At 61.2% G+C, this 24,698-nt stretch carries 28 protein-coding genes; 20 read left to right on the top strand and 8 right to left on the bottom strand.

Annotated features, from left to right (window positions below; translation table 11 throughout):
* Nucleotides 1-75: 75 nt before the first annotated feature.
* The 11 genes from ACS4RR_RS19430 to ACS4RR_RS19380 all read left to right on the top strand — a co-directional run bounded on the left by ACS4RR_RS19430 (nucleotide 76) and on the right by ACS4RR_RS19380 (nucleotide 7,373).
* The gene (locus ACS4RR_RS19430) at nucleotides 76-1,701 is read left to right on the top strand and encodes a cisplatin damage response ATP-dependent DNA ligase (protein WP_260110442.1); all 1,626 of its coding nucleotides are present in this window, start codon (nucleotides 76-78) and stop codon (nucleotides 1,699-1,701) included.
* On the top strand, nucleotides 1,698-1,868 hold the full coding sequence (locus ACS4RR_RS19425) for a hypothetical protein (RefSeq protein WP_260111137.1): 171 nt from the start codon (nucleotides 1,698-1,700) through the stop codon (nucleotides 1,866-1,868). The genes ACS4RR_RS19430 and ACS4RR_RS19425 overlap by 4 nt, the downstream gene beginning before the upstream one ends.
* Nucleotides 1,865-2,785: an alpha/beta hydrolase family protein gene (locus ACS4RR_RS19420; RefSeq protein ID WP_260110443.1), complete on the top strand. Its 921-nt coding sequence runs from the start codon at nucleotides 1,865-1,867 to the stop codon at nucleotides 2,783-2,785. The genes ACS4RR_RS19425 and ACS4RR_RS19420 overlap by 4 nt, the downstream gene beginning before the upstream one ends.
* 80 nt (nucleotides 2,786-2,865) lie before the next feature.
* A complete protein-coding gene (locus ACS4RR_RS19415) occupies nucleotides 2,866-3,069 on the top strand; it encodes a hypothetical protein (RefSeq protein ID WP_246726254.1) in 204 nt (67 codons plus the stop codon).
* A 55-nt stretch (nucleotides 3,070-3,124) separates the two neighbouring features.
* A complete protein-coding gene (locus ACS4RR_RS19410; protein ID WP_456189156.1) occupies nucleotides 3,125-3,925 on the top strand; it encodes a nucleotidyl transferase AbiEii/AbiGii toxin family protein in 801 nt (266 codons plus the stop codon).
* Nucleotides 3,922-4,728, top strand: a complete 807-nt coding sequence (locus ACS4RR_RS19405; RefSeq protein ID WP_260110446.1) for a L,D-transpeptidase — start codon at nucleotides 3,922-3,924, stop codon at nucleotides 4,726-4,728. Before ACS4RR_RS19410 ends, ACS4RR_RS19405 begins: the two co-directional genes overlap by 4 nt.
* A 177-nt stretch (nucleotides 4,729-4,905) precedes the next feature.
* The gene (locus ACS4RR_RS19400; protein WP_456189155.1) at nucleotides 4,906-5,640 is read left to right on the top strand and encodes a L,D-transpeptidase family protein; all 735 of its coding nucleotides are present in this window, start codon (nucleotides 4,906-4,908) and stop codon (nucleotides 5,638-5,640) included.
* A 326-nt stretch (nucleotides 5,641-5,966) separates the two neighbouring features.
* A complete protein-coding gene (locus tag ACS4RR_RS19395) occupies nucleotides 5,967-6,176 on the top strand; it encodes a cold-shock protein (RefSeq protein ID WP_003546468.1) in 210 nt (69 codons plus the stop codon).
* A 164-nt stretch (nucleotides 6,177-6,340) separates the two neighbouring features.
* On the top strand, nucleotides 6,341-6,625 hold the full coding sequence (locus tag ACS4RR_RS19390; RefSeq protein ID WP_017963461.1) for a hypothetical protein: 285 nt from the start codon (nucleotides 6,341-6,343) through the stop codon (nucleotides 6,623-6,625).
* A 74-nt stretch (nucleotides 6,626-6,699) separates the two neighbouring features.
* Nucleotides 6,700-6,939 (top strand): 30S ribosomal protein S21, encoded by a 240-nt coding sequence (gene rpsU, locus ACS4RR_RS19385; protein ID WP_003546477.1) that lies wholly within the window; start codon nucleotides 6,700-6,702, stop codon nucleotides 6,937-6,939.
* Between the two features lie 209 nt (nucleotides 6,940-7,148).
* Nucleotides 7,149-7,373, top strand: a complete 225-nt coding sequence (locus ACS4RR_RS19380; protein ID WP_170258767.1) for a hypothetical protein — start codon at nucleotides 7,149-7,151, stop codon at nucleotides 7,371-7,373.
* 38 nt (nucleotides 7,374-7,411) lie between these two features.
* Here the strand turns inward: ACS4RR_RS19380 and ACS4RR_RS19375 are convergent, their stop codons facing one another.
* Complete coding sequence (locus ACS4RR_RS19375; protein ID WP_456189154.1) at nucleotides 7,412-7,900, bottom strand: MarR family winged helix-turn-helix transcriptional regulator; 489 nt, start codon at nucleotides 7,898-7,900, stop codon at nucleotides 7,412-7,414.
* A gap of 335 nt (nucleotides 7,901-8,235) precedes the next feature.
* Here ACS4RR_RS19375 and ACS4RR_RS19370 point away from each other — a divergent pair, with 335 nt between their 5' ends.
* Nucleotides 8,236-8,658 (top strand): organic hydroperoxide resistance protein, encoded by a 423-nt coding sequence (locus ACS4RR_RS19370; protein ID WP_003546481.1) that lies wholly within the window; start codon nucleotides 8,236-8,238, stop codon nucleotides 8,656-8,658.
* A gap of 343 nt (nucleotides 8,659-9,001) precedes the next feature.
* Here ACS4RR_RS19370 and ACS4RR_RS19365 read toward each other — a convergent pair whose 3' ends face one another.
* Entirely contained in the window at nucleotides 9,002-9,448 is a 447-nt protein-coding gene (locus ACS4RR_RS19365; protein WP_170258763.1) for a MarR family winged helix-turn-helix transcriptional regulator, read from the bottom strand.
* Nucleotides 9,449-9,536: 88 nt separating this feature from the next.
* Between ACS4RR_RS19365 and ACS4RR_RS19360 the strand changes: the two genes are divergently transcribed.
* From ACS4RR_RS19360 to ACS4RR_RS19350, 3 genes are all read left to right on the top strand, one after another.
* Nucleotides 9,537-10,265 carry a DUF899 domain-containing protein gene (locus ACS4RR_RS19360; RefSeq protein WP_170279163.1) on the top strand — a complete coding sequence of 243 codons (729 nt, stop codon included), beginning with the start codon at nucleotides 9,537-9,539 and terminating at the stop codon, nucleotides 10,263-10,265.
* Nucleotides 10,266-10,295: 30 nt separating this feature from the next.
* Nucleotides 10,296-10,763 carry a DUF1579 domain-containing protein gene (locus ACS4RR_RS19355; RefSeq protein ID WP_170280350.1) on the top strand — a complete coding sequence of 156 codons (468 nt, stop codon included), beginning with the start codon at nucleotides 10,296-10,298 and terminating at the stop codon, nucleotides 10,761-10,763.
* 77 nt (nucleotides 10,764-10,840) lie between these two features.
* Entirely contained in the window at nucleotides 10,841-11,620 is a 780-nt protein-coding gene (locus ACS4RR_RS19350; protein ID WP_407766868.1) for a VOC family protein, read from the top strand.
* A gap of 193 nt (nucleotides 11,621-11,813) precedes the next feature.
* On the opposite strand, the gene ACS4RR_RS19345 is transcribed toward ACS4RR_RS19350, so the two are convergent.
* The gene (locus tag ACS4RR_RS19345) at nucleotides 11,814-13,334 is read right to left on the bottom strand and encodes an ABC-F family ATP-binding cassette domain-containing protein (protein ID WP_456189153.1); all 1,521 of its coding nucleotides are present in this window, start codon (nucleotides 13,332-13,334) and stop codon (nucleotides 11,814-11,816) included.
* A 477-nt stretch (nucleotides 13,335-13,811) separates the two neighbouring features.
* On the opposite strand from ACS4RR_RS19345, the gene ACS4RR_RS19340 reads away from it, so the two are divergent.
* Together ACS4RR_RS19340 and ACS4RR_RS19335 are read left to right on the top strand one after the other, a co-directional pair.
* A complete protein-coding gene (locus ACS4RR_RS19340) occupies nucleotides 13,812-14,474 on the top strand; it encodes a helix-turn-helix domain-containing protein (RefSeq protein WP_312858842.1) in 663 nt (220 codons plus the stop codon).
* On the top strand, nucleotides 14,467-14,883 hold the full coding sequence (locus ACS4RR_RS19335) for a hypothetical protein (RefSeq protein ID WP_456189152.1): 417 nt from the start codon (nucleotides 14,467-14,469) through the stop codon (nucleotides 14,881-14,883). The genes ACS4RR_RS19340 and ACS4RR_RS19335 overlap by 8 nt, the downstream gene beginning before the upstream one ends.
* Nucleotides 14,884-14,985: 102 nt before the next feature.
* Here ACS4RR_RS19335 and ACS4RR_RS19330 read toward each other — a convergent pair whose 3' ends face one another.
* Both ACS4RR_RS19330 and ACS4RR_RS19325 read right to left on the bottom strand, forming a co-directional pair.
* Nucleotides 14,986-16,581: an ABC-F family ATP-binding cassette domain-containing protein gene (locus ACS4RR_RS19330; protein ID WP_456189151.1), complete on the bottom strand. Its 1,596-nt coding sequence runs from the start codon at nucleotides 16,579-16,581 to the stop codon at nucleotides 14,986-14,988.
* Between the two features lie 313 nt (nucleotides 16,582-16,894).
* The gene (locus ACS4RR_RS19325) at nucleotides 16,895-18,460 is read right to left on the bottom strand and encodes a helicase HerA-like C-terminal domain-containing protein (protein WP_456189150.1); all 1,566 of its coding nucleotides are present in this window, start codon (nucleotides 18,458-18,460) and stop codon (nucleotides 16,895-16,897) included.
* A gap of 224 nt (nucleotides 18,461-18,684) precedes the next feature.
* On the opposite strand from ACS4RR_RS19325, the gene ACS4RR_RS19320 reads away from it, so the two are divergent.
* The 3 genes from ACS4RR_RS19320 to ACS4RR_RS19310 all read left to right on the top strand — a co-directional run bounded on the left by ACS4RR_RS19320 (nucleotide 18,685) and on the right by ACS4RR_RS19310 (nucleotide 20,048).
* The gene (locus ACS4RR_RS19320; protein WP_003546502.1) at nucleotides 18,685-19,077 is read left to right on the top strand and encodes a hypothetical protein; all 393 of its coding nucleotides are present in this window, start codon (nucleotides 18,685-18,687) and stop codon (nucleotides 19,075-19,077) included.
* A gap of 97 nt (nucleotides 19,078-19,174) precedes the next feature.
* Nucleotides 19,175-19,630 carry an NUDIX hydrolase gene (locus tag ACS4RR_RS19315; protein WP_456189149.1) on the top strand — a complete coding sequence of 152 codons (456 nt, stop codon included), beginning with the start codon at nucleotides 19,175-19,177 and terminating at the stop codon, nucleotides 19,628-19,630.
* Nucleotides 19,631-19,760: 130 nt separating this feature from the next.
* A complete protein-coding gene (locus ACS4RR_RS19310; RefSeq protein ID WP_456189148.1) occupies nucleotides 19,761-20,048 on the top strand; it encodes a hypothetical protein in 288 nt (95 codons plus the stop codon).
* 34 nt (nucleotides 20,049-20,082) lie between these two features.
* On the opposite strand, the gene zwf is transcribed toward ACS4RR_RS19310, so the two are convergent.
* The 3 genes from zwf to ACS4RR_RS19295 form a co-directional block, all read right to left on the bottom strand.
* Nucleotides 20,083-21,591, bottom strand: coding sequence for a glucose-6-phosphate dehydrogenase (gene zwf / locus ACS4RR_RS19305; RefSeq protein WP_456189147.1), 1,509 nt, complete (start codon nucleotides 21,589-21,591; stop codon nucleotides 20,083-20,085).
* 318 nt (nucleotides 21,592-21,909) lie between these two features.
* Nucleotides 21,910-22,680 (bottom strand): trans-aconitate 2-methyltransferase, encoded by a 771-nt coding sequence (tam, locus tag ACS4RR_RS19300; protein WP_260110454.1) that lies wholly within the window; start codon nucleotides 22,678-22,680, stop codon nucleotides 21,910-21,912.
* 113 nt (nucleotides 22,681-22,793) lie between these two features.
* Complete coding sequence (locus ACS4RR_RS19295; protein ID WP_260110455.1) at nucleotides 22,794-24,068, bottom strand: hemolysin family protein; 1,275 nt, start codon at nucleotides 24,066-24,068, stop codon at nucleotides 22,794-22,796.
* Nucleotides 24,069-24,698 lie beyond the last annotated feature (630 nt).

The raw sequence follows: 24,698 nt of genomic DNA, 5'->3' as shown, positions 1-24,698 counted from the left end.
GTGGGGAGGGGTTGAGGAGGGGCCTTTTCCATACGCCGTTGGGGAGGGGTCTTCCTCAAGAGTCGGGAGGCGCCCATGAAAGCCTTCGCCGACCTCCTCGACCGCCTGGTGCTCACCCCCAGCCGCAACGGCAAGCTGAAGCTGCTGACCGACTATTTCCGCGACACGCCGGATCCCGACCGCGGCTATGGCCTTGCCGCCATCGCCGGCACGCTGGAGGTGCGCAACGTCAAGCCCGCCATGCTGCGCGAGCTGGTACTCGAGCGTATGGACGAGGTGCTGTTCCGCTATTCCTATGATTATGTCGGTGATCTCGCCGAAACCATCTCGCTCGTCTGGGACAATGAGCGGGATATCGACCGTTCGGCTTTCGCCCAGCCGCGTCTCGGCGAGGTCGTTACCGGCATGAATGCACTCGGCCGCACAGAAGTGCGCAGCTTCGTTCGCGACCTGCTCGACCGGCTGGATTCGTCCGGTCGTTTCGCCTTCATCAAGCTGGCGACCGGCGCCATGCGCATCGGCGTTTCCGCCCGCCTCGCCAAGCAGGCGCTGGCCGATCTCGGCGATAAGGACGTCACCGAGATCGAAACCCTCTGGCACGGCCTGCAGCCGCCTTATCAGACATTGTTCGAATGGCTGGCAGGTGGCGGCGAAAAACCGGTGCTGGCCACACCGGCGATCTTCCATTCCGTCATGCTCGCCAATGCGGTGGAGGAGGGCGACCTTACCGGCCTTGATCCGGCCCACTACGCCGCTGAATGGAAATGGGACGGCATCCGCGTCCAGCTCTCACGCTCCGGAGACACGCGCAAGATCTATTCCCGCTCGGGCGACGACATTTCAGGCGCCTTTCCCGATGTTCTCGACGCGATCAATTTTTCCGGTGTCGTCGACGGCGAATTGCTGGTCGGCGGCACTGCCCGCTCCAACAGCCCGACCCGCACCTTCTCCGACCTGCAGCAGCGCCTGAACCGCAAGACGGTGACGTCGAAGATGCTTGGCGATTACCCAGCCTTCATCCGCGCCTATGATCTGCTCTTCGACGATGAGGAAGATGTTCGCGGCCGCACCTATATCGATCGCCGCGACCGGCTGACCGAGATCATCGACCGCGCCCCCCATGACCGTTTCGATCTCTCGCCGCTCGTGCCGTTCTCGTCGTGGGAAGAACTCGACGCTCTGCGTGCCGCCCCGCCCGATCCGGTCATCGAAGGCGTGATGATCAAACGCCGCGACAGCGTCTATCAGGCCGGCCGCATGAAGGGTCCCTGGTTCAAGTGGAAGCGTAACCCCTATAATGTCGATGCGGTGCTGATGTATGCCCAGCGCGGCCACGGCAAGCGCTCGAGTTACTATTCCGATTTCACCTTCGGCGTCTGGGCTGATGACCAGGACGGCGAACAGCTGGTGCCGGTGGGAAAGGCCTATTTCGGCTTCACCGATGCCGAACTCGAGGTGCTCGACAAGTTCGTGCGTGATAATACCACCGAGCGCTTCGGCCCGGTGCGGGCCGTGCGCGCCGACAAGGATTTCGGATTCGTCGTCGAAGTGGCCTTCGAGGGCATCAACCGCTCGACTCGGCACAAGTCGGGGGTCGCCATGCGCTTCCCCCGCATCGCCCGCCTTCGCCCCGACAAACCCTCCTACGAGGCAGACCGGCTGCGCACGCTGATCGCCATGATCGAGGCCAAGCCGGCGTGATGCTGCGCAAAATGACGCAGGGCAATATTTTCAACACGATGTGTATTGGCGGCAGCGATCTTCCGGTGCAGATTTTCCAGAGCATGATGCCGAAAAGCGTAAGCGGTTTTCGGAAGGCATCATGCTCATTTAGAATGGCCGGGGAAATGATGGATGCTGCGTTATGAGCTCGCGTGAACAAAATTCCTTTTTCCATCAACGCCGTGCCGTTCTGGCGGGTGTTGCCGGTGCACTTGTCCTGCCGCGCATGGCGGCAGCTTTCGATGTCCCGGATGAGCCGCGCCTTGCCAAGCACGACTACGCCAAGGTCCGCCACCATTTCCGCACCAAGCTGTTGCAGAAGGGCCCGGCGCCCGACAAATACGAATCGCTGAATGCGCCTGCCGATGCCGACAAGATCTTCTACCGTTCCGGTTACGGCGAGCTGGAACTGGCGGCCTGGGTCTCGAAATACAAGCGCGAGCGCGCCGCCAAGCCTGCCGTGCTCTTCCTGCACGGCGGCAATGCCATGGGCATCGGCCACTGGCAGCTGATGAAGCCCTATATGGATGCCGGTTATGTCGTGATGATGCCGTCGCTGCGCGGCGAAAACGGCCAGATGGGCAATTTCTCCGGCTTTTACGACGAGGTCGACGACGTGCTCGCTGCCACCGAGCGCCTGGAGCATCTGCCGGGTGTCGATCCCGAACGCCTGTTCATCGCCGGCCATAGCATCGGCGGCACGCTGACCATGCTGACGGCGATGACCACCCACAAATTCCGCGCCGCCGCGCCGATTTCGGGCAACCCCGACGCCTTCCGCTTCTTCAACCGCTATCCGCAGGATATCCGCTTCGACGACAGCAATACGCATGAATTCGAGGTGCGTTCGGCGCTGTGCTACGCCCACAGCTTCAAATGTCCGGTCCGCGTCGTCCACGGTACGGAGGAGCCGCATTTCAACGATCGCGCCGATCTGCTTGCCCGCCGCGCCCGCGGCGCCGGCGTTCAGATCGAGACTGAAACCGTCGCCGGCAACCACACCTCGGCGCTGCCGACCGAGATCGAACAGAGCATCCGCTTTTTCCATGGGGTGGCGGCCTGAATTTCCAGCCGCTTCAAATAGAGGGCCATTGGCCCTATATTGCTGTCATGACGACGAACGCTAAGAGCATGCCAGAGAGCATGATTGTGCCGAACGACTTCCCCGAGCTGAAATCGCTCGCCTGGAATCGTGATCTTGCGCGCGCCATGCCTGCCCGCGAGGCCTTCGCGCTTTATGAACGCAACTGGCGTTTCGTCGATACCGGCAGGCTGACCGAGCGGGAGGTGCAACTGATCCGCGATCTGGCCGCCACCTATGGTAACGGCGTCCTGCTCGTTTCCTAATTTTCCGTTTCTTTATCCTTCGCGTTTAGGCTTGGGCGGAAATTGGGTGGCCACCATGGAATTCAGACGTCCGGAACATCGCATCATCGCCGCGGCCCTTCGGCTGATGGCGACTGATTTTCTTCTGGCCAACAAGTGTTGGTTTGCCGGCGGAACCGCCATTGTCATTCATCTCGACGAATACCGACTGTCGCTCGATGTCCATTTTCTCTGTGCGGATGGCGAGGGATATCGCGCCTTGCGTATGGCGGCGGTCGAAAGCGGAGTAGGAGCCTTTTTCGGAAGGCCGGTTGCCGCGCTCCGAGACTTCAGGACAGACCAATACGGCATCCGCACGGTCCTTACCCTCGACGCGCAGCCGATTCGCTTCGAAATCGTGCGCGAGGCGCGGATTGCTCTTGAAGGCACTGTCGATCCTCGGCTGAGTGTTCCCATGTTGTCGCTGCCTGATATGTTCGCCGAAAAGCTGCTCGCCAATGCCGACCGCTGCCAGGACAGGGCCGTCGCCTATCGTGATGCTATCGATCTCGGCATGCTTCTCACCCGTTACGTGGAAATTCCCGCTGTCGCTGTTCTCAAGGCGACGGAAGCTTATGGGCAAGACATTGAGCGCAAGATCGGTTGGGTCCTCGCCAGACTTGAGGACGACACCGAGTTGAGACATGCCGCAAGCGTCCTGCAGATGGACGGCGACCTTGCCGTGCGGGCGATCGCTGCGCTTCGCGGCGAAGCCCGACGGCTCTGGTCGTCTTGGCCCCCGCCTTCCCACCTCGACGCCAGCCTCGCGCCAGCCGCGGATGCCATCGTTCCGGCAGATATCACTGTCTGCCGATCGTTGATAAGGGTGGTTCCATGAATTTTCTGCGCCGGGTCTTCCCGATTGCCGGGCTCGTGATTGCAGTTGCGTCGCTGAGCGGCTGCAACATCCTCATTCCCGATGTCGCCGCCGATTCGCCCGCCCGCTTCGTCCAGGAAACCTCGCCGGTCTTCTATCAGCCGCCCGGCGTCGATCCGCGCCGGGTGCGGCCGATCCCCGATCAGCCGGTGCCGCAGACGCGCGAGCTCTACAAGACGCAGTTCCATCAGACCTATGGCCTGCCGGTTAGCAATCCCGTGCATATGGCGATGTATGGTGAGCTTCGTGACGAGGATTTCACCCTGCCGGCAATCCCGGTCAGCCGCGTGCAGCCGCAGTTCCTGCGCCAGGAGGTCGATTATCAGACGGCCGAGCGTCCCGGCACCGTGATCGTCGATACCAAGGCGCATTTCCTCTATTTCGTCGAGGGCAACGGCAAGGCGATGCGCTACGGCGTCGGCCTCGGCCGCGACGGTTACGCCTGGTCCGGTCGTGGCGTCATCCAGTGGAAGCAGAAATGGCCGCGCTGGACACCGTCGGTCGAAATGGTATCGCGCCAGCCTGAGGTTCGTCCCTTCGGGGCGGAGAATGGCGGCATGAATCCGGGGCTGATGAACCCGCTCGGCGCGCGCGCCATGTATATCTACAAGGACGGGCAGGATACGCTCTACCGCGTCCATGGCACCCCCGACTGGCAGTCGATCGGAAAGGCCACCTCGTCGGGCTGCGTACGCATGCTAAACCAGGATGTCGTCGATCTTTATAACCGCATTCCTGCCAGGGCCGAGATCGTTGTGATGTAGCGCTGCAACAGCGCAGCCCATATCGTCCGCTGCGGGTCGGACACGTCTGCGTGAAGCTATGGTTTATTTAGCGCAAGCCGATAGATTTCCTATTGTCGTTACCGGCATTGGACGAATCATCGGTTTAGTCGATGTCTCGTCCGGCTTCCCGTATCAAAAGGAAATCAGTCCCGCGTCATGAGCTTCGATAGACATCTTTCCCGCCGTAGCTTTCTTTCCTTTTCGGCGTTGACCGCAGCCTCCGCGCTCACCGGCTGCGCCTCCTCGGCCAACACCGTGACATCAGGCGATCAAACGATCATTTACCGTTCGCCCATGCGCCTGTTCCAGTCGCCGGAAACGTCGAGCGTACCGAGCGGCGCCGAGCTTGCCGTCATGTATGGCCCCGTCGAGGACGGCGGGTTTCTCATTCCCGCTGTTCCCTACGAACAGATCGATCCGCGCTATTATCGCCAGCGCGTCGCCGATCCTACCGGCCAGGCCCCCGGCACCATCGTCGTCGATACGCCGTCACGCTTCCTCTATCTCGTCCAGGGCGACGGCATGGCAATGCGTTACGGCGTCGGCATCGGCCGCGAGGGTTTCGCCTGGCAGGGGTCGGGCGTCATCCAGTGGCGTCAGAGATGGCCGCGCTGGAAGCCGCCGAACGAGATGGTCGCTCGCCAGCCGGAACTCGTCAAATATTCGATCGACAACGGTGGCATGGAGCCGGGCCTGAAGAACCCGCTCGGCGCCCGCGCCCTCTATATCTTCTCGAATGGAGAGGACACGCTCTACCGCCTGCACGGCAATCCGGACTGGCGCTCGATCGGCAAGGCCGTCTCGTCGGGCTGCGTGCGGCTGCTCAACCAGGATATCATCGATCTCTACGACCGCGTTCCGACAAAGGCGCCGATCGTCGTCTGGCAGTAATTTTCACCGAGGCGGTCGCGATCCGGCCGCCTCGGACCAATCCCTTTTCCCCAGGCAAGCAGTGCTTTGCCCCAGGCAAGCAGCTGCTTTGCCCCAGGCAAGCAGTGCTTTGCCTCCCAGGCAAGAGCTTCATTTTGCGCCCGCAAGAGAATTATTTTCCGAAATACCATTGCTTAATTCGGTAAATATCCTACATGGTGCGTATCGAATTGCTTGCGACCTTTGTCCACGCGCTTGAGCGCTCCGTCAGATATCCTCTCAACATCGATACGGCTTGTCGGGGATTGTTCCGCAGGCGAACACAAACGGTTGAAAAGGAGATCGTTATGAATTCAGGCGTCGTCAAGTGGTTCAATGGCACCAAGGGTTTTGGCTTCATTCAGCCCGATGATGGTTCTACGGACGTTTTTGTCCATATCTCAGCGGTTGAACGCGCCGGAATGCGCGAACTCGTTGAAGGTCAGAAGATCCGCTACGATCTCGTCCGCGACAAGAAGTCCGGCAAGAATTCGGCTGACAATCTTCAGGCCGCATAATTTGTCATTCGCCTACGCTGACCACGGATGTACTGGCAGCGGGCTGACCAAACTGGCAGCGGGCTGAGTGACTGGAAGAGGTCGGGTTCGAGCCCGGCCTTTTTGCTTTGCGCAGGCCTTGTGAGCGACAGATTGAGCAGCCGAAGAGTCGAAGGAACGCTGAAATGGGCAGACAAAACTATAAAGTCGGCGACATGATCGTGCTGAAATCCGGCCTCACCCGCACGGCGAAAGCCGATAAGCGGTGCCGGATCTCCAGCATCCTGCCCAACGACCATGGGCATGTGCAATATCGCGTCCAGTTCGACGCAGAGAATTTCGAGCGCCGCATCACTGAGGCCGACATCGATACCGGTGAAACTCCGTCGAGGGCTTCTCCCGAGGCGGCGGCCAAGTCCGACGGCGCCGAGCCCTGGCTGAAGTTTTCGAGCATCAAAATCGGGAAGTAGTCCCGGGTTTTTATTTTGGCCCGGGTTTTTAATTTGGACAGTGCGGCGGCCGCCGCGACAGGAAGGATATCGTTTTGCAGGTACTCGTCAGAGATAATAATGTCGATCAGGCGCTCCGCGTGCTCAAGAAAAAGATGCAGCGGGAAGGCCTGTTCCGGGAAATGAAGGCGCGTAGCGCCTTTGAGAAGCCGTCCGAGAAGCGCGCCCGCGAAAAGGCCGAGGCCATTCGCCGCCAGCGCAAGCTCGCCCGCAAGAAGCTGCAGCGCGAAGGTCTGCTGCCGGCACCGAAGAAGGTTCTCCGCCCGACCCGCTAATCCCGGCCGTGGCATCACGGCCCCACCGTGCAATCACGGTTCAGCCGTGAATCAAGGTTTCTGCCGTCGAGCCATGGCTTACAGCGCCGCGCGTCTTTTCGAGGCGCGCAAAGGACGCCGTAACGCTTTGAATTTTTGCATAATTCCTTGAACCGATTCCGATTTGAGGAATTATGCGACAGAGCCGCCATCACCTGGGAAAGGGGCACATGACCGCCACCAAGGGAGAATTCTTCAATCCTGCCAAGCTGTCGTCTCGCGACAAGGCGGAAGCGACCGATCACACGGCGCGCGCCATCATCGCCGCTGAGGCATCGGCCCGTGACAAGAAGACGGAGAAGCTGAAGGCGCTGCGCTTGCAGCAGGAGGCCGAGGCCGAACCTAAGGCGGCGCCTGCAAAGAAGCGCCGGTCACCGGCTAAGCCGCAGCCCTGATCTCTCGGCGCGCACGCCGGCTCTAACGGGTGATGCGTTCAGCCGTCGCCCGTGCCGGTCCGCCCGAGATTCCCCCGCAGCCGATGCAGCATGTCGCGCATCTCGGCCATTTCCTTAAGCGTGCAGCCTGCGGCTTGCCCGATCGCCGTCATGATCGTATCGATCTCTCCCTTCATCGCCTGGCCTTTTGGGGTCAGCGACACGATCACCTGCCGTTCGTCGCGCAGGTCGCGGATGCGCTTGATCAGCCCGCCCTGTTCCAGCCGCTTCAGCAGCGGTGACAACGTGCCGGAATCGAGGTCGAGTTGCTCGCCGATCATCTTCACCGGCAGCTCGCCGCGTTCCCACAGCACCAGCATCACCAGATATTGAGGATAGGTCAGGCCGACCCTGTCGAGGATCGGCTTGTAGGCGCGGGTGAAGGCATGCGCCGTCGCGTAGACCGCGAAGCACAACTGCTTTTCCAGCCGCTTGTCCTCTTCCGGTATCTCCATCGTCTTCGTCGTTTGCGCTCTCATATCCATCATCCCCAGAGCATTTCCGTTTTTCTTCGAATCACGGAAATCCTCTATCCCTTTGTTTTCACGCCATTCCGGGCGCCAACCGCTGCGCAGTTTTGCTGGAATTGCTCTAGAGCATGATGCCGAAAAGTGTGCGCGGTTTTCCGGCGGCATGCTCTAACTCTTTAATTTAGAACAGGATTCAGATTTTAGGCCGATGCAGCTTAAAATCATCCTGTTCTAAGGCCGGATTGTCCTCCTTTCGAATTCGAAATGCAATTTGCAAAATTCACTTGCGTACAATTTAATTGAGCGATATTAAAAATCCAACCCGATCGAAGGGCCAACCAAAGGAGATCGTCATGCCTATTCTCTATACGACCAAAGCCTCTGCCACCGGCGGCCGCGCAGGCCGCGCTGTTTCCGAAAACGGCGTTCTGGACGTGACCCTGACCGTTCCCAAGGAGCTCGGCGGCGATGGTGCGACCGGCACCAATCCCGAACAGCTCTTCGCTGCCGGTTATTCTGCCTGCTTCCTCGGTGCATTGAAATTTGTCGCGGGTCAGCAGAAGGTCAAGATTCCGGAAGATACGACGGTCTCCGCCAAGGTCGGCATCGGCCCGCGTGAAGATGGCGGCGGCTTCGGCATCGAAGTGGCGCTGACGGTCAACATTCCGGGCCTCGACCGCGAAACCGCTGAAAAGCTCGCAGCCGCAGCCCACATCGTCTGCCCCTACAGCCACGCCATGCGCACCTCGACCGAGGTCCCGGTCACCGTAGCCTGATCCAGGCGTTTCCAGCAAAATGCTGGAGCGGCTTCCGTCTTCAGCCGGAGACCGTCGCGCTTCTGCTCCTGTGACGAACGCAGTATAGCCCGGCCCAGGAGATCGGTGAGGCCAGCCCCTCATCCGGCTGCCGCCACCTTCTCCCCGTAAACGGGGCGAAGGGGATATGCCGCGGCCTCTCCGTTCCTCGCTAACCTCTCGCGGGGCACGTCCCCTCTCCCCGTTTTTACGGGGAGAGGGCTAGGGTGAGGGGCAGCCATCGGCTTGCTCTATTCGGCAGTTACTTGTCCGCTGTGACGAAGTCGGCGTTCAGCCTGGCCGGCTTCGGCGTTTTTATCGTCATTCATGACAGTGCCTGCAGATCCTGCCGCAGTCGGGCGGCGCCGCCTTCCGGCAGCTTCGCGTCGATCATCGCATGCGTGCTTTGCCAGATCGGTAGCGCCATTGCCAGCACCGCCTTGCCCTCAGTGGTGAGGCTCAGCAGCCGGCCGCGCCTGTCCCTCGGGTTCTCCATCACCTTCACCCAACCCTTGCGCTGTAACGGTTTCAGCGCCGCCGTTAGCGTCGTCTGGTCCATGGCGAGCAGGGCGGCGACCGGCCCCATCGGCGGCGGCTCCGGCCGGTTCAGCGACATCATCAGCGAAAACTGGCCGTTGGTCAGGCCGGCCGGCCTCAGCGCGTCGTCGAACAGCCGAGCAAGCGCGCGCGCCGCCCGCTGCACATGCAGGCAGAGGCAGGTGTCGCGCACCATCAGCGTCGTGGAAAAGGGAATCTCGATCGAATTTGACATGCTCCATTTCTATTGATATCAATGTATTTAGTCAAGGAGAAGGAGATTGGCCGGCTTCACCGGCAAGCGCCGGAGGAGGGCGTACTTCATGCAGAATGAGGTTGTTTCCCGCGAAGAATGGCTCGAAGCCCGGCGTGCCCTGCTGGCAAAGGAGAAGGAGGCGACACGGCTGCGCGACAGCGTCAACGCTGCCCGTCTGGCGCTGCCCTGGGTGAAGGTCGACAAGGATTATGTCTTCGAAACGCCGGAGGGCAGGAAGTCTCTCGCCGATCTCTTCGACGGCCGCAGCCAGCTGTTGATCTACCATTTCATGCTCGGTCCGGATTGGGATGCCGGCTGCACCGGCTGCTCCTTCCTGTCGGATCATGTCGATGGCGCCCTGCCGCATCTGAACCATCACGACGTCACCTGGGTCGCCGTTTCGCGCGCGCCGCTCGATAAGATCGTCGCCTATAAACAGCGCATGGGCTGGAAATTTCCCTGGGTCTCCTCCTTCGGCAGCGATTTTAATTTCGATTATCACGTTTCTTTCAGCCCGGAGGACCTTGCCAAAGACAAGGTCTTCTACAATTTCACCCCTATGCAGCCGGCTGATGCCAATGACGAACTGCCCGGCCTCAGCGCTTTCTACCGCAACGACAAGGGCGAGGTCTTCCACACCTATTCGAGTTATGCCCGCGGCCCGGAAGAACTGATCGGAACCCTGATGATCCTCGACCGCGCGCCGAAGGGCCGCAACGAGGACAGCACGATGAATTTCGTGCGCCGCCACGACGAATATGAGGAGGCCCCGAAGGCGCCATCCTGCTGTCACTGACATAGGCCGCCATCACTCAAGGGAGAAGAGATGATGAAGACCGCTGAAGTGCTGAAGGAACATTCCTTCCTGGAGAGACTGCTTGGCGACTGGACCGTCACCGCACCCGACATGACGGGCGGCGAACCCTGGGCCGAGACCGTCCGCTCGCTGCACGGCATCTGGTTCGTCGCCGAAGGAACCGGCCGCATGCCGGACGGTAAGGAGGCCACCAGCATCCTGACGCTTGGCTACAACGCCGCAAAAGGCAAGTACATCGGCAGCTGGATCGGCAGCATGATGGATTATATGTGGGTCTATGAGGGCGAGGTCGACGCGTCGGGCAACGTGCTGGACCTCTATACGAGAGGTCCCGACTTCACTGGCGAGGGCCTTGCCGATTACCGCGAGCAGATCATCTTCGTCGATGCCGATCACCGCAGCTTTATCTCCAGCACCAGGCAGCCGGATGGCTCCTGGAAGCAGTTCATGGAAGCGCAATACGCCCGCAGGATCTGACAATCACGGCGCTCAGCCTCGAAAAAGGGGCCTCATAGGAGGCCTCGGAAGAGGGGCGTCGAAATAGGGAGAGTATGATGTCTGAGACGCATGGAAAGTTCATCTGGTGCGAGTTGATGACCCCCGACACATCAGCTGCCGCGAAATTCTACAGCTCGGTCGTCGGCTGGACCACCTCCGAGATGAAAATGGAGGGCATGCCCACCTACACGATCTTCGAGGCGAACGGCATCGGCGTCGCCGGCCTGATGGAATTTCCGGCCGAACTCGAAGGCAAGGGCATTCCGCCGAACTGGACGGGGTATGTGGACGTCGACGACGTCGACCAGACGGCCAAGGATTTCGCCGCCAATGGCGGTTCGGTCCGCCGTCCGCCGGAAGACATCCCGACCATCGGCCGCTTCGCCGTCGTCGTCGATCCGCATGGCGCAATGCTCTGCATCATGACACCGGCGCCGATGGAGAAGCCCATGCCGGAACTGGCCGTCGACGCTCCCGGCAATATCGGCTGGCGCGAACTCTATGCCGGCAATGGCAAAGAGGCGCTGGCCTTCTATTCCAAGCTGTTCGGCTGGACGAAGGACAGCGAGATGGATATGGGACCGATGGGCGTCTATTATCTCTTCGCCCATAACGGCAAGCAGATCGGCGGCATGATGACCAAGCCGGAAAACATCCAGATGCCGTTCTGGTGTTATTATTTCATAGTGCCGACCCTCGACGCCGCAACCGAACGCCTCACATCAGGCGGCGGCAAGGTGGTCCACGGCCCGATGGAAGTCCCCGGCGGCAGCTGGATCATCCAGGCCACCGACCCCCAAGGCGCCTTCTTCTGCCTGGTGGCACCGAAGCGGTAGTTTTGGCGCCGCGCTGCGGCAGGCGAGCCCCTCATCCGGCTGCCGCCACCTTCTCCCCGTAAACGGGGCGAAGGGGATATGCCGCGACCTCTGCGTTCCCCGCCCACCCCTCGCAGGGCACGTCCCCTCTCCCCGTTTACGGGGAGAGGGTTAGGGTGAGGGGCAATGCCCCACGGCACGCCCCACCATCCGTTCACCCCGCAACCGAAGCAAAAAATCCTTCCGGGCTCTCTACCTCCACCAGCCGCTTCCTCTCGATCAGCCAGAACCGGTTTCCCACCGCCCGCACAAAACTGCGGTCGTGGGAGACCAGCAGGCAGCTCGCTTCATGCGCCATCAACTCACTCTCCAGCGCCTCCTGTCCCTCGATGTCGAGATGGTTGGTCGGCTCGTCGAGCAGGGTGAAGTTCGGTTCCGTCAGCCGCAGCACCAGCATGCCGAGCCGCGCTTTCTGGCCGCCGGAGAGTTGGCCGATCGGTTTTGCTTGCATGTCGATCGTCATGCCGGCACCGGCCAGCAAGGCGCGGGCCCGCTGGTCGCCTACATCGAAGCGGCGGATGATCGTGCCGATCGGCGTATCGGTGTCAGTGAGATCGGCAAGCGCCTGGTCGCCATAGCCGAGCACCAGCGAAGGCGTCGCCTTGATGCTGTCGCGTGCGGAATCCGGTCTTTCGATCGCCAGCTTCAGCATCGACACCAGCCGTGACTTGCCGGCGCCGTTGAGGCCGAGCAGCACGATGCGGTCGCCCTGGCAGATGAATTGCCGGCCGGTTTTGAACAGCAGCGTTCCATCCGGCGTTGTCACCGCCGCATCCTCCAGCGTCACCAGCACCTTGGCATGCGTGCCGCGATTGGCAAGCCGGATGGCGCCGGCCGAGCGCTCCAGATGCGCCGGTTTTGCCGCGTCCTCCAGCTTCTCCGCCCGCTGCTTGAGCTGCTTCGTCTTGACGACGAGCAGATCGCTGCCGGAATTGATGCCGATATTGTTGAGTTTGGCCGCCTGCTTGCGCAACTGCTCCGCCACCTTCATGTCCCGCTCGTAGCGCCGGGCCTCGGAAGCGTCGGCCGCGTCGAGGGCAGCGCGCGCTCGTGTGTAGGGCAGGGCGAAGACCGGCGATTGCTCCGGCCGCAGGAACAGCGTCCGGTTGGTCGTCGCATCGAGAAAGGCGCGGTCGTGGCTGGACAGGATGACCGGCACGTCGCGCGGCAGCGCATTTAGCCAGCCCTCCAGCTGCGTGATCTTTTCGAGGTCGAGATGATTGGTCGGCTCGTCGAGCAGAAGCACGTCGGGTTCGCTCACCCAGGTTCGGGCAAGCATGGCAAGCCGCTGCCATCCGCCGCTCAACTGTTTCAGCGGCCGGCCGCGCATGGCCTCCGGCACATCGAGCGAGTCCAGCACCACGTCGACCCGCCAGCTCTCGCTTTCGGCCTGATCGGCCGGCAGCGCCTGCAGCACCGCATCGTAGAACGGCGTGTCGAAAAGGGCAGGCGGCACATTCTGCGCGACATGGCCGACGGTCAGCCCGCGCGCTTTGGTGATCTCGCCCTCGCTCGGCTCCAGCGCGCCGGTGATGCAGGCAAGCAGCGTTGATTTCCCCCGCCCGTTGGCGGCGACGAGGCCGATGCGGTCGCCGGCATTGACGACGAGATTGAGCTTGGAAAACAAGGGATTGCCCAGCGTCACGCCGAGATTGCGGATATTGATGAGTGTCATGATCGTTCTCTGGTCTTGACCGGGTATCAAGCGCGGTCCGGGGCGTTCAGCCATCACGGGATTGCGCGGTTCGAGCCGGAAAATGAGAGGAATGCGCGCTGTCAGCTACGGCGTCGCATTGGCCACGAAGGGCAGACCAGGAAGAGATGTCGAGAAACGGTCTCTGGTCAGCCCTGCAAACGCATTTGCAGGGCGTTGACGGGACCACGCTGGCGATTAAACCGAAAATAATATTGCATTGCGTGATCCTCCTTTCTCGAAGGGTTGCGAGATTCCAATAACATTGCCCGCAAAAGGAGGCAAGGGAGCTCGGAATCTCCGATATTCACGGCGCCGGACCGGTGCCGATAGTTCTGAGGACGATCCAGACGATTGCCCCTAGTCTTATAATGGTTTAATATCGGATCAAGCAATCTGATATTAAATGATTTGATCGGATATCGGATCAACCGATTTGATACCCGTCTGGAGAAAGATGTGGCACGATCAGAACCACAGAGTGCAATGCGGGCGCCGCTCGACACCGTGTTTGGGGTCGATTCCAACGTTCGCGTTCTGCGTGTCCTCGCTGCCCACGGCGGACCGCTCTCCAGTTCGGACATCACACGGCGAGCGAAGCTCTCGAAGACCGGCACGCGACAGGGTCTGATCTCCCTGGAAGAATGTGGTGCGATCGTCACCGAAGGTTCGGGGCACAGTCGCCTGCACCGGTTCAATCACGATTATTATCTGGCGCCGCAGATCAAGGCGCTGTTCGGCGCCGAATCCGTGAGGTTCGAGAAGATGCTCGATGCCGTACGTCTCAGCGCGGGAGAACAGACGCCGGATCTTTCGAGTCTCTTTGTCTACGGTAGTGTAGCAAGGGGTGAGGATCACCTCGGCAGCGATCTGGATATCGGCCTTGTCGCCCGCCGGGAAGTCCTTGCGGGAATTGTCGAAAAGGTGAGAGAGAATCTGCGGCAGTCGTCAAGGTCGCTCGGATTCACTCCTTCGGTCGTTGGCTTGGACCTCGATGACGTTAGTCGCCTCGACCGCGATGGGGATCCTTGGTGGAACTCGATGCTCGAAGATGCCATCGTCCTGCAGGGAGCACGCCCAGAGGATCTTGCGGCACGGGTCAGGGAGCGCGCGGATGGTTAGAACCGGGTCCACGAAGAAAAAGGACGGCACCTATGTTGCTGGAAGGCTCGCCGTCGCTCGTGGCTTTCTCAAGGATGCTCGCAACAGCAATGCGGTCGCCGATCCCGGCGACATTGGAAACCCCTCGATCTCCACCGTGATCAACTGTGCGATCGCCTATGCAGACGCGGTCACCGCTAAGTTTAAGGGCGAGATCAACCAAGGAGATCATCAGGCGGTCGTCAAACTCCTTCGTGGCGCACTGGGCAACGAACTGCCCAACAGACAGGAAGCGAATCTCAAGACACTTCTCGAACAGAAGGACGAAGTGCAGTACGGTTCGAGGGCGAAGACGCGCGACGACGCGTTACGCGCCCTCGAGCGCCTCGAAGAGTTCGCAGCCTGGGCCGAAGTCGTTCTTTCGAAATAACCGCGGCGGTGCCGGCATCGGCGATGCCAGTGGCCGCACATGGCTGGCCGACAATTGGCATGCGTCCGCCTGTCCTTGGCGCAGTTGCGACCCAATTTCTGATTATCCGGCCGGCTCGCCGCCAAGCAGCTCCAGCCGCCGCGTTATCCCGATACTCCTGAGGAATGTCTCGTCGTGGCTGACCACCAGCAGCGCGCCGTCATAGGCGCGCAGTCCTGCCTCGACCGCTGATATCGATTCGATGTCGAGATGGTTGGTCGGCTCGTCGAGGATCAACAGCGGCGGCGGTGCCGAACCCAAAACGCAGGCAAGGCCCGCCCGCAGCAATTGCCCGCCGCTCAACGTCGATACGGCCTGCAGCGCCGCATCGGCCCTGAACATGAAGCGGGCAAGCGCCGCCCGGCAGGTATTTTCATCGGCCAGCGGATTGATCCGGCGAAAATTGTCGCGGATCGAGGCCGACGGATCGAGAAGGCTCACTTTCTGATCAAGCATCGAGAGGTCGGTCATGACGCTGACCGTGCCGGCCCAGGGTTTCAGCGCGCCGGTGACGAGCGCCAGCAAGGTCGTCTTGCCCGAGCCGTTGCGGCCGGTGACGGCAATCCGTTCCGGTCCCGTCACATCGAAGGAGAGATCGCGGATGACGGGATCGCCCGTCTGATAACCCGATGTCACGCCATCCATCTTCAGCACGATCTTGCCGGCCGGCAGCCCGGTTGGCGGCAGGGTGACCGTCAAGGGCTGGAGGATCTCGATCTTCTCGCGCGCCACCCTTGCCTCTTCCAGCGCCTGGGCGCGCCGGCGTTCGGCGAGGCGGGCATTGTCGCCGCCGGTCGTTTCGCTCCGCTCTTTCATGCCGCCGAGCATGATGCGCGGTATGCCGCCCTTGGCGGCCATCTTCCGTCCAGCGCTGTCCCGCTGCGCCTGGCGCTCCACCGTCGCCTGCGCCTTCCTTGCCACCTCGGCCATGCGTTTGTCAGCTTCAGTGAGATCATGCCGTGCCGCTGCGAGCTCAAGCGCCTTGCGCTCGCGATAATAGCTCCAGTTGCCGCCGTAGCGCGCGGCACCGAGCGACGTCAGTTCGACAATCGCGTCGACACTTTCGAGCAGTTCCCGGTCATGGCTGACGATGATGGCGCCGGCCCGCCAGCCTGACATCAGCGCGATCACCGCGTCGCGGCCCTCGCGGTCGAGATTGTTTGTGGGTTCGTCGAGCAGCAGAAAGTCCGGCTCGGTGAAAACAAGCGCCGCAAGCCCGGCACGGGTGCGCTGCCCGCCGGAGAGCACGGCAAGCGGCGTCTCCGGCAGCGCGTCGAGCCCTGTCCGATTGAGCGCTGCGGCGATGCGCGCCTCCAGCACCCAGTCCGCGGATGCCACCTCGTCGGCCGTTGCCTCGCCGGCTTCGGCACGGCGAAGAATAGCGAGCGCGTCGGTCACGCCGAAGAGATCGGCAACCGTTTCGTCAGACGTCACCTGAACGCTCTGCCGCAGCACGCCGAGACTGCCGCTGACGGATACCGTCCCCGAATGCGACTGGAGTTCCCCGGAGACGAGCTTGAGCAGCGTCGTCTTGCCGACGCCGTTGCGCCCGACGAGACCGGTACGCTCCGCCCCGAAACTCAGGTCAAGATTGGAAAAAAGCGGCCGCCCGTCAGGCGCGGACCATGAAATTTGAGAAAGAATGATGGATGCAGGCATGGATATGGATGTCCCCGTTGGCAAGGCGAACTGGCGTTGCGATCGGGTTGAAATCCATTGCGGCACACATCCTGTTGAAATGGTCGATGGCAGGTAATTTAGGGAATGAAGGCTGAAGGTTCAAGAAGGGGAACGATCAGAGAAGGCGTAGGAAGTTGCCCCTCACCCTAACCCTCTCCCCGTAAACGGGGCGAGGGGACGTGCCTTGCGAGACGTCGGCGAGGAACGGAGAGGTTGCTGCTATTCCCCTTCGCCCCGCGAGCGGGGAGAAGGTGCCGGCAGGCGGATGAGGGGCTTACGGCAGTCAGCAGACCTACCGCTTTAAGCTCCCCAAGATCCCGCGCACCAGAGCCCGGCCGACTTGAGTCGCCACTGTGCGCGCAACGCTCTTCATTGCCGCTTCCACCACCGTTTCGCGCTGATAGCCGGACGCCCGGCCGCGCGATTGGCCGCGGCCCTGGTTGTCATCGTCATTGCCGCCGCCGAAGCCCGGCAGGTTCCAGCCGGAGGTCGAGTTGCCCTGCTGCGGAGGCGCTTCTTCCTGGGCTCGCTTGGCGGCCTCGGCATCGGCCGCCTTCTTCGCTCGTGCGGCCAGCAGCTCGAAGGCGGATTCGCGGTCGACATCCTCGTCGTAGACGCCGAGAACCGGACTCTTGTCCATGATCTGCCGGCGCTCGTCATCGGTCACCGGGCCGACGCGGCCGGAGGGTGGGCGGACCAGCGTGCGCTCGACGATCGAAGGCGCGCCCTTGGCCTCCAGCGTCGAGACCAGCGCCTCGCCGGTGCCGAGATTGGTGATGACGGTGGCGCAATCGAAGGCCGGATCTGCACGGAATGTATCGGCCGCCGTCCTCACCGCCTTCTGCTCGCGCGGCGAATAGGCGCGCAGCGCATGCTGCGCCCGGTTGCCGAGCTGGGCGAGGACCGTTTCCGGCACGTCGAGCGGATTCTGTGTCACGAAATAGACGCCGACGCCCTTGGAACGAATCAGTCGTACGACCTGCTCGACACGTTCGGTCAGCACCTTCGGCGCGTCGTTGAAGAGCAGGTGCGCCTCGTCGAAGAAGAAGACGAGCTTCGGCTTGTCGGGGTCGCCCACCTCGGGCAATTCCTCGAAAAGCTCGGAGAGCAGCCAGAGCAGGAAAGTGGCGTAAAGCCGCGGGTTCATCATCAGCTTGTCGGCAGCCAGCACCGAGATCTGGCCGTAGCCGTTGTTGCTGGTGCGCATGATGTCGGAAATCTTCAGCGCCGGTTCACCGAAGAAATGCTCCGCACCCTGCTGTTCGAGTACGAGCAGCGCCCGCTGGATCGAGCCGACCGAGGCCTTGGAGATCAGCCCGTACTGGCTGGAAAGTTGGCTGGCGTTCTCGCCCATATAGTTGAGCAGCGAGCTGAAATCCTTGAGATCGAGCAGCGGCAGCCCGCCCTGGTCGGCGATTTTGAAGGCGATGTTGATGACGCCTTCCTGCGGTTCGGAGGCATCCATCAGCCGGGCGAGCAGCAGCGGTCCCATCTCGGCGATGGTGGTGCGCACCCGGTGGCCCTTCTCGCCGAACAGATCCCAGAAAATTACCGGAAACTGGTCGAATTCATAGTCGGTGAAGCCGATCTGCTCGGCACGCTTCGTCAGGAAATCCTTGGGCTCGCCCTTGGCGGCGATGCCGGAAAGATCGCCCTTGATATCGGCCGCAAAGACCGGAACACCGGCGCGGGAGAAGCCTTCGGCCAGCACCTGCAGCGTCACCGTCTTGCCAGTGCCGGTAGCGCCGGTGACGAGGCCGTGGCGGTTGCCGAATTTCAGGTCGAGATATTCCGGCTTGTTGATGCTGTCATCGGGATTGCGGCTCGCGCCGATGAAAATCTTGCCTTCCTCGATCATCCGGAATGCTCCCTTGGGGCTCTGCCGCCATTTGTATGAGAAGGCTTGCTTCTGCTGCCTTCATCGAACCATCGTTTCCCTGTTATAAGCAGGCATGCGCATGCGGACAACTGTTTGCATTGAAAGCAAAACCGGACAAAGTGGCGCCCGGCGAGGGGCTGGCTTGAGTTGCTGTCAAATCTCGATTAACGCTGACGTTAACGTCAAAAAACAGGAGGCTGACGATGAATGAAATTGTGACCCAGATCGCCGATCGCGTAGGTATTGCGCCTGATTTGGCCGAAAAGGCGCTCGGCATGATGCTCGGCTTCCTGCAGCGCGAGGCCGCCGATGGCCCGGTTGCCAAGATGATCGAAGCGATCCCCGGCGGCGCCGATCTCGTCGCCCAGTTCAACGGCGCAGGTGCCGGCGGCGGCGGTCTGCTCGGCGGGCTGATGAGCTCGCTCGGCGGCGGCGGCATCATGGGGCTCGGCCAGCAGCTGATGGGCGAAGGCCTCGGCATGGGCGAGATCACCTCGCTTGCCAAGGAAACCATCGCGATCGCCAAGCAATATGCCGGCGAAGAGGTTGTCGACGAGGTCGTCGCTTCCGTTCCGGGCCTCAGCCAATTCGTCTGAGACGAGAGATCTGCAGCAGCCTCGCTTTGTTGCGGGGCTCACTGTTCTCGCCACACCGGGGTGAAAAGCAAGCGCTGTCCCTATGGAAGGAGAGCAGATGGCCATCTGGCGCCCATCGCAGCAGATCAGGGTGAAGGTGATCGGCCTCGCCTGGCGGAAAGATCAGCTCCTTGCGGCTGAAGTGGAGGATGACAGCAGCCGCATCAAGGGCGTTCGCCCGCTCGGCGGCGCGATCGAATTCGGTGAGAGCCGCGAAGAGGCCCTGCACCGCGAATTTGGCGAGGAACTCCAGACCGATATCCGGATCGTCGGCCCCTGGCATCTGCTTGAAAACATCTACGAGCATCATGGCGCGACCGGTCACGAATTCATCTTCGCCGCCGACATCGAACTGGCCAATGCATCGCTCTATGAACGCGACGAAATCCGCTACTGCGAACTCGACGAGACGGCGGCGACAGCGCGCTGGTTCGGCCGCGACAGGCTGCGTAACGCCGGCATCGATCTCTATCCGACAGGCCTCGACAAACTGCTGTCGCGCTGGCGCGATTGAGCCGAGATGACACCATTTCGACGCCGTGTAGTCCGATCGCCAAACTTTGATCGCCTGCGTTCGCTCCTTGGGAACAATGAGGTTATAATGCTGTTTCTGCCGCATCGCTGAAACCATAGGGAATAGCATCATGCGTATGTTTCTCGCAGCAGCCTCGATCATTCTCCTCGGCTTCGCCGCGCCGGCCTTTTCCCAGGCGCTTGCTGATATGGACTATAGCGGCCGCTTCGGCGGCATGCCGCCCGGCACGGTGCCGGGAGCGGAATCCAGCGGCGGACTCACTATTCCGCTCGATTCAGTCGAAACCGGTGATATCAACGTCGTCATTCCGCGGGATCGGCCCACTTGCCCACGGCCCGGAACGCGTCAGTACCGCGCGGCCGAGCGCAACGGTACGCTAAGCGACGCCTGCCGCTGACGGGATAGTCCCGGATTGGAAAGCCGAACCGTCTTTATTTGCCATTTTCGTGCAACACAACGCCGAGTTCATGCCACTGCCGCCTGTCGCGCTGGATCAGTTCGTAGGCGCAAGCCGGTCCCATGCTGCCCGGCGCGTAAGCGTCGGGTACGCTCTGATCCTCAGCCCAGATGTCGAGGAAGGGTTGCACCGCCGCCCATCCGGCCTCGATGCCGTCGGCGCGCTGGAACAGGGTCTGGTCGCCGATGAAGAGATCGTAGAGCAGCGATTCATAGCCGGTCGTCTTGGCGATATCGAATTTGTCGGCATAGCGGAAATCGAGCGAGACCGGCACGGTATCGACGGAAAGCCCCGGCGATTTGATCGAGATTTCCATGCTCATGCCCTCGTCGGGCTGCACCTGGATCACCAGCCGGTTTGGCGGCAGGCGACTATTGACCTCGGTCTCGCGAAACTGCGCAAACGGCACCGGCTGGAAGGTGATGACGATCTCGGTGTCGCGCGCCGTCAGCGCCTTGCCAGTCCTGAGATAGAAGGGCACACCGGCCCAGCGCCAGGTATCGGCATAGAGTTTCAGCGCCACGAAGGTCTCAGTCCTGCTGTCGGGCGAGATGTCCTTTGTGTCGCGATAGGCCGGAAGCTCGGCGCCATTGAGCGGGCCTGCGCCATAGGCGCCGCGCACGCCATGCGTCTTGGCTTCCTCAGGCGTATAGATGCGCAGCGCCTTCAGCACCTTGCTCTTCTCGTTGCGGATTGCTTCGGCATCGAAGCTGTTTGGCGGCTCCATGGCGATCATCGCCAGCAGTTGGAAGAGATGGTTCGGCACCATGTCGCGCAGCGCGCCGGTTGCATCATAGAATTTGCCGCGGCTGCCGACATCGACGATCTCGGCGGCGGTGATCTGCACATGGTCGATATAGCGGTTATTCCACAAGGACTCGATCATCATATTGGCAAAGCGCGCCGTCATCAGGTTCTGCACCGTCTCCTTGCCGAGGAAATGGTCGAGCCGGTAGACTTGGCTTTCTTCGACCTGGGCGAGAATCTGCGCATTGAGCGCCTGTGCCGAGGCGAGATCGGTGCCGAACGGCTTCTCGATCGCGACGCGGCGGAAGACGCCGTCGCTTTCATCGGTCAGCCCGTGGGCGGCGAGCTTCTCGACGATCGTGCCGAAAAAGGATGGCGGCACCGCGAGATAAAAAGCGGCATTGGCATTCGGCCCCAGCCGCTTGCCGATCTCGACGAAAATATCGTCCTTGGTGAAATCCCCGGACGTATAGGAAATGCGCCGGCGCAGGCTCTCCCAGGCCTCGTCCTTCACCGTCGGCTCTTCGCCGCCCAGATGGCTGAGGAATTGGTCGAGCCGCCCGCGCAGAAACTCGTCGTCACCTGGCTCTATGCCGATGCCGAGAATGTGGAGATCCTCGCCGACGAGGCGGCTGCGCGTCAGATTGATGATCGCCGGCACCAGCAGCCGGCGCGTCAGATCTCCCGTGGCGCCGAAGATGACGAGGGTGACCGGCGGGGTAGGGGCAGCGTCCATGTGTCATCTCCTTGGATTTTCCGGCCGACTATACTGCGCGCCGGCTTTGCCGCAACATAGGCGGTGAGGGGTAACAGGCATTTGACATCCTCTGGCGCTCTCGGCCGCCCGCCCCTCATCCGCCTGCCGGCACCTTCTCCCCGCAGGCGGGGCGAAGGGGATATGCCGCGACCTCTCCGTTCCCCGCCAGCCTCTCGCGGGCCACGTCCCCTCGCCCCGTTTTTACGGGGAGAGGGTTAGGGTGAGGGGCAAGCCACACGGTAGGTTTAGGTGAGGGCTACCATCGGCGCGAACCGGACATGCCGGCAGCGGCCGGCTTTACCCCTTCACCGCCACCATGAAAATCCTAGGAAACCGCAGCAGCACCCGTCCGTCCGACATCTTTGGATAGGCCTTTTCCAACCGCTCCAGATAATCCGCCAGGAAGGCGTCGCGATGCTTTTCGCCGGCATTGGCGAGATAGGGCATCAGACCGGTTCCCTTCACCCATTCGACGATCGCCGCGGCATCCGCCATCGGGTGATTGTAGATGGTGTGCCAGATATCGACGCGTGAAGCTTTGGCGATCAGCCTGGAGTAATAGGTGGACGGCGGCGGCAGCGCCCTGCGGCGCACGCTCTTCGCCTCGAAGGCAGTCTTCCACGGGCCGGCATGCGCCGTTTCCTCCATCGCCAGATGCGAGGGTTCGCCGAGATTGTCGGGCATCTGCACGGCCAGCACGCCGCCTTCGGAAAGCCCGTCCATCAACCGATCGAAGATATCGAGATGATCGGGAAGCCATTGGAAGACGGCATTGGCAAACAAAAGGTCGGCGGGTTGGGCCGGCTGCCAGCGGGTGAGATCGGCCTCGACGAAGGCGGTACCTGGAAGCCGCTTGCGCGCTGCCTCCAGCATGTTCATGTCGCTATCGACGCCCGAGACGCCCTCCGCCCCATAGCGCCCGATGATCAGCTCGGTCGAATTGCCCGGGCCGCAGCCGAGATCGATGGCATGACGAATGTTTTGCAGCGGCACCTGTGCCAACAGGTCACGCGCCGGTCGCGTGCGCTCGTCCTCGAATTTCACATACTGGTTGGCGGACCATGCCATGATGCTCGCTCCTACTGTCAGGCCACATCTTCCATGTGGCGGATGCGGATCTTGTCTATGTTGCGGCCATCGAGCTTGACGATCTCATCGGCGAAGTCGGCTGAGACGAAGCTTCACTCAGCCGACACAAGTATTTTGTCCACGCGCCTCCCGTCGAGATCGACGACTTCGAAGCGCCATCCATCTCTCGTGAAGCTCTCGCCCAATTCCGGCAGATGTTTCAACTCTTCCAACACCAGCCCAGCGACAGTCTGATACTCCAGATCGCCATCGAGCTTGAGGTTTAAGAATTCAGCGAACTCGTCAATCGGCGTCCAGCCCGACACGAGATAAGAGCCGTCATCTCGACGAGCGATGGCCTGTTCATCGGCAGGTCCCTCCTGAAGAGCCCCCATGATTGCTTCCAAAATGTCACCCGACGAGACAATCCCCTCGAAATGGCCGTACTCGTCGAAAACCAACACCATGTGAACGGGCGATTTCCGGATGGCTTCAATAACATTGATGGCAGTTGAAAGGTCTGAAACCACCGGGACGTCTTGCGTCAGAGCCTTGATGTCGGCACTGCCGTGTTCGGACATCGAGTCGTAAAAATCCTTGACCGGAAGGATGCCGATCACCTCGTCCGAACTGCCTTTTCGTACGGGCAACCGCGACCGCTTCGTCCTGTGCAACTGGGTCCGAATTTCATCAAGGCTGTCGTCGATATCGATAATTTCGACGTCTCGCCGGGGCGTCATAAGCGCTCGGGCGGTGCGGTCCGCCAGCCGCATGACGCCTGATATCATCGCGGACTCTTCGCTTTCGATCACGCCGGCCGACTGCGCCTCGGCCAGAACAGTTTTGATCTCCGCGTCAGAGACATTGTCGCCACCTTTTCCTGTTTGGCCCAAGAGCTTGAGCACAAGATCTCCGGAGGCGTTGAGAAGCCACACGAGGGGCAGCGCGACTTTTGAAAGGACCGCCATAGCGGGTGCGACCTTAGCCGCAACCGCTTCGGGTTCCCGCAATGCGATCTGCTTGGGAACAAGTTCGCCGACGATCAACGAAAGATATGTGATTGCCACGACGACTGAACCTACGCCCATGGCATCAGCGGCCGTCGATGACATCCCCTGGGCTTCCAGCCATCCGCTCAGGCGGGCGCCGAGCGTAGCCCCTGAGAAAGCGCCGGATAGAACGCCGACCAGCGTAATGCCGATCTGCACCGTAGAGAGAAAACGACCGGGGTTTTCGGCAAGTTTGATCGCTTGAGCTGCACCCTTGCTTCCATCGTCGGAGAGAACCTTCAGGCGGGCCGTTCGAGAAGACACAACGGCCAACTCCGACATGGCGAGCACACCGTTCAGGATGGTGAGAAACGCCACAATTCCAATTTCCAGAAACACAGGGACCCTATTCGTTGAGGTTGGAATGCCGCATTTATCAGGCGAAGCGGCGAGGCATTCGAAGGGACGCTCTATAGACGAATAGACGCATCGCCGATCGTCTTTCCACTATCGTGTTGACATCAGCTGAGGTTCCATCTGACCACTCCTCTGAAGTGAGCCGCGGCCACCCGTCATCGACAATGGTCTGGAAAACGGCTCTCTGCGGGAGCCTTGATATGCCTGAGGCGGGGCGGAGTCATCGCACGGTCTACAGTGGTCGCCTGCTTCCTCGGCCGGGAGATCCCGGTTGGAAGGGGCGGAGGTTGTACTGGATGGGTCGCTGTCAGGCATGGCACAATTTTGACGGTGAAACAGTGCCGACGCAAGAGGTGCCGGGCGAAAATCCTTGTAGCGTCTTGATGTGACAGTTTCGACAACGGCAGCATCACCGCGTTTGCGCGTCTTAAAAAGAGGCGCAGCAGGCTGCCCGGTCATAAGTAAAGCCGGAGCAATACACCGTAAATTAACAGCCTCTTCGTATTTTCTTTAAATTGCGAACGATTTGCGCGACGTGCTGGCACGTCCCGAAATCAGTTCTCGGTCAGGGGGAAGCCGGGACGGAATAGATCGGTGCGCGATCGATGACCT

Source organism: Rhizobium zaerense (genome assembly GCF_051810725.1).
Lineage (GTDB): Bacteria > Pseudomonadota > Alphaproteobacteria > Rhizobiales > Rhizobiaceae > Rhizobium > Rhizobium leguminosarum_I.
This window is presented reverse-complemented; position numbering and strand designations above follow the sequence as displayed.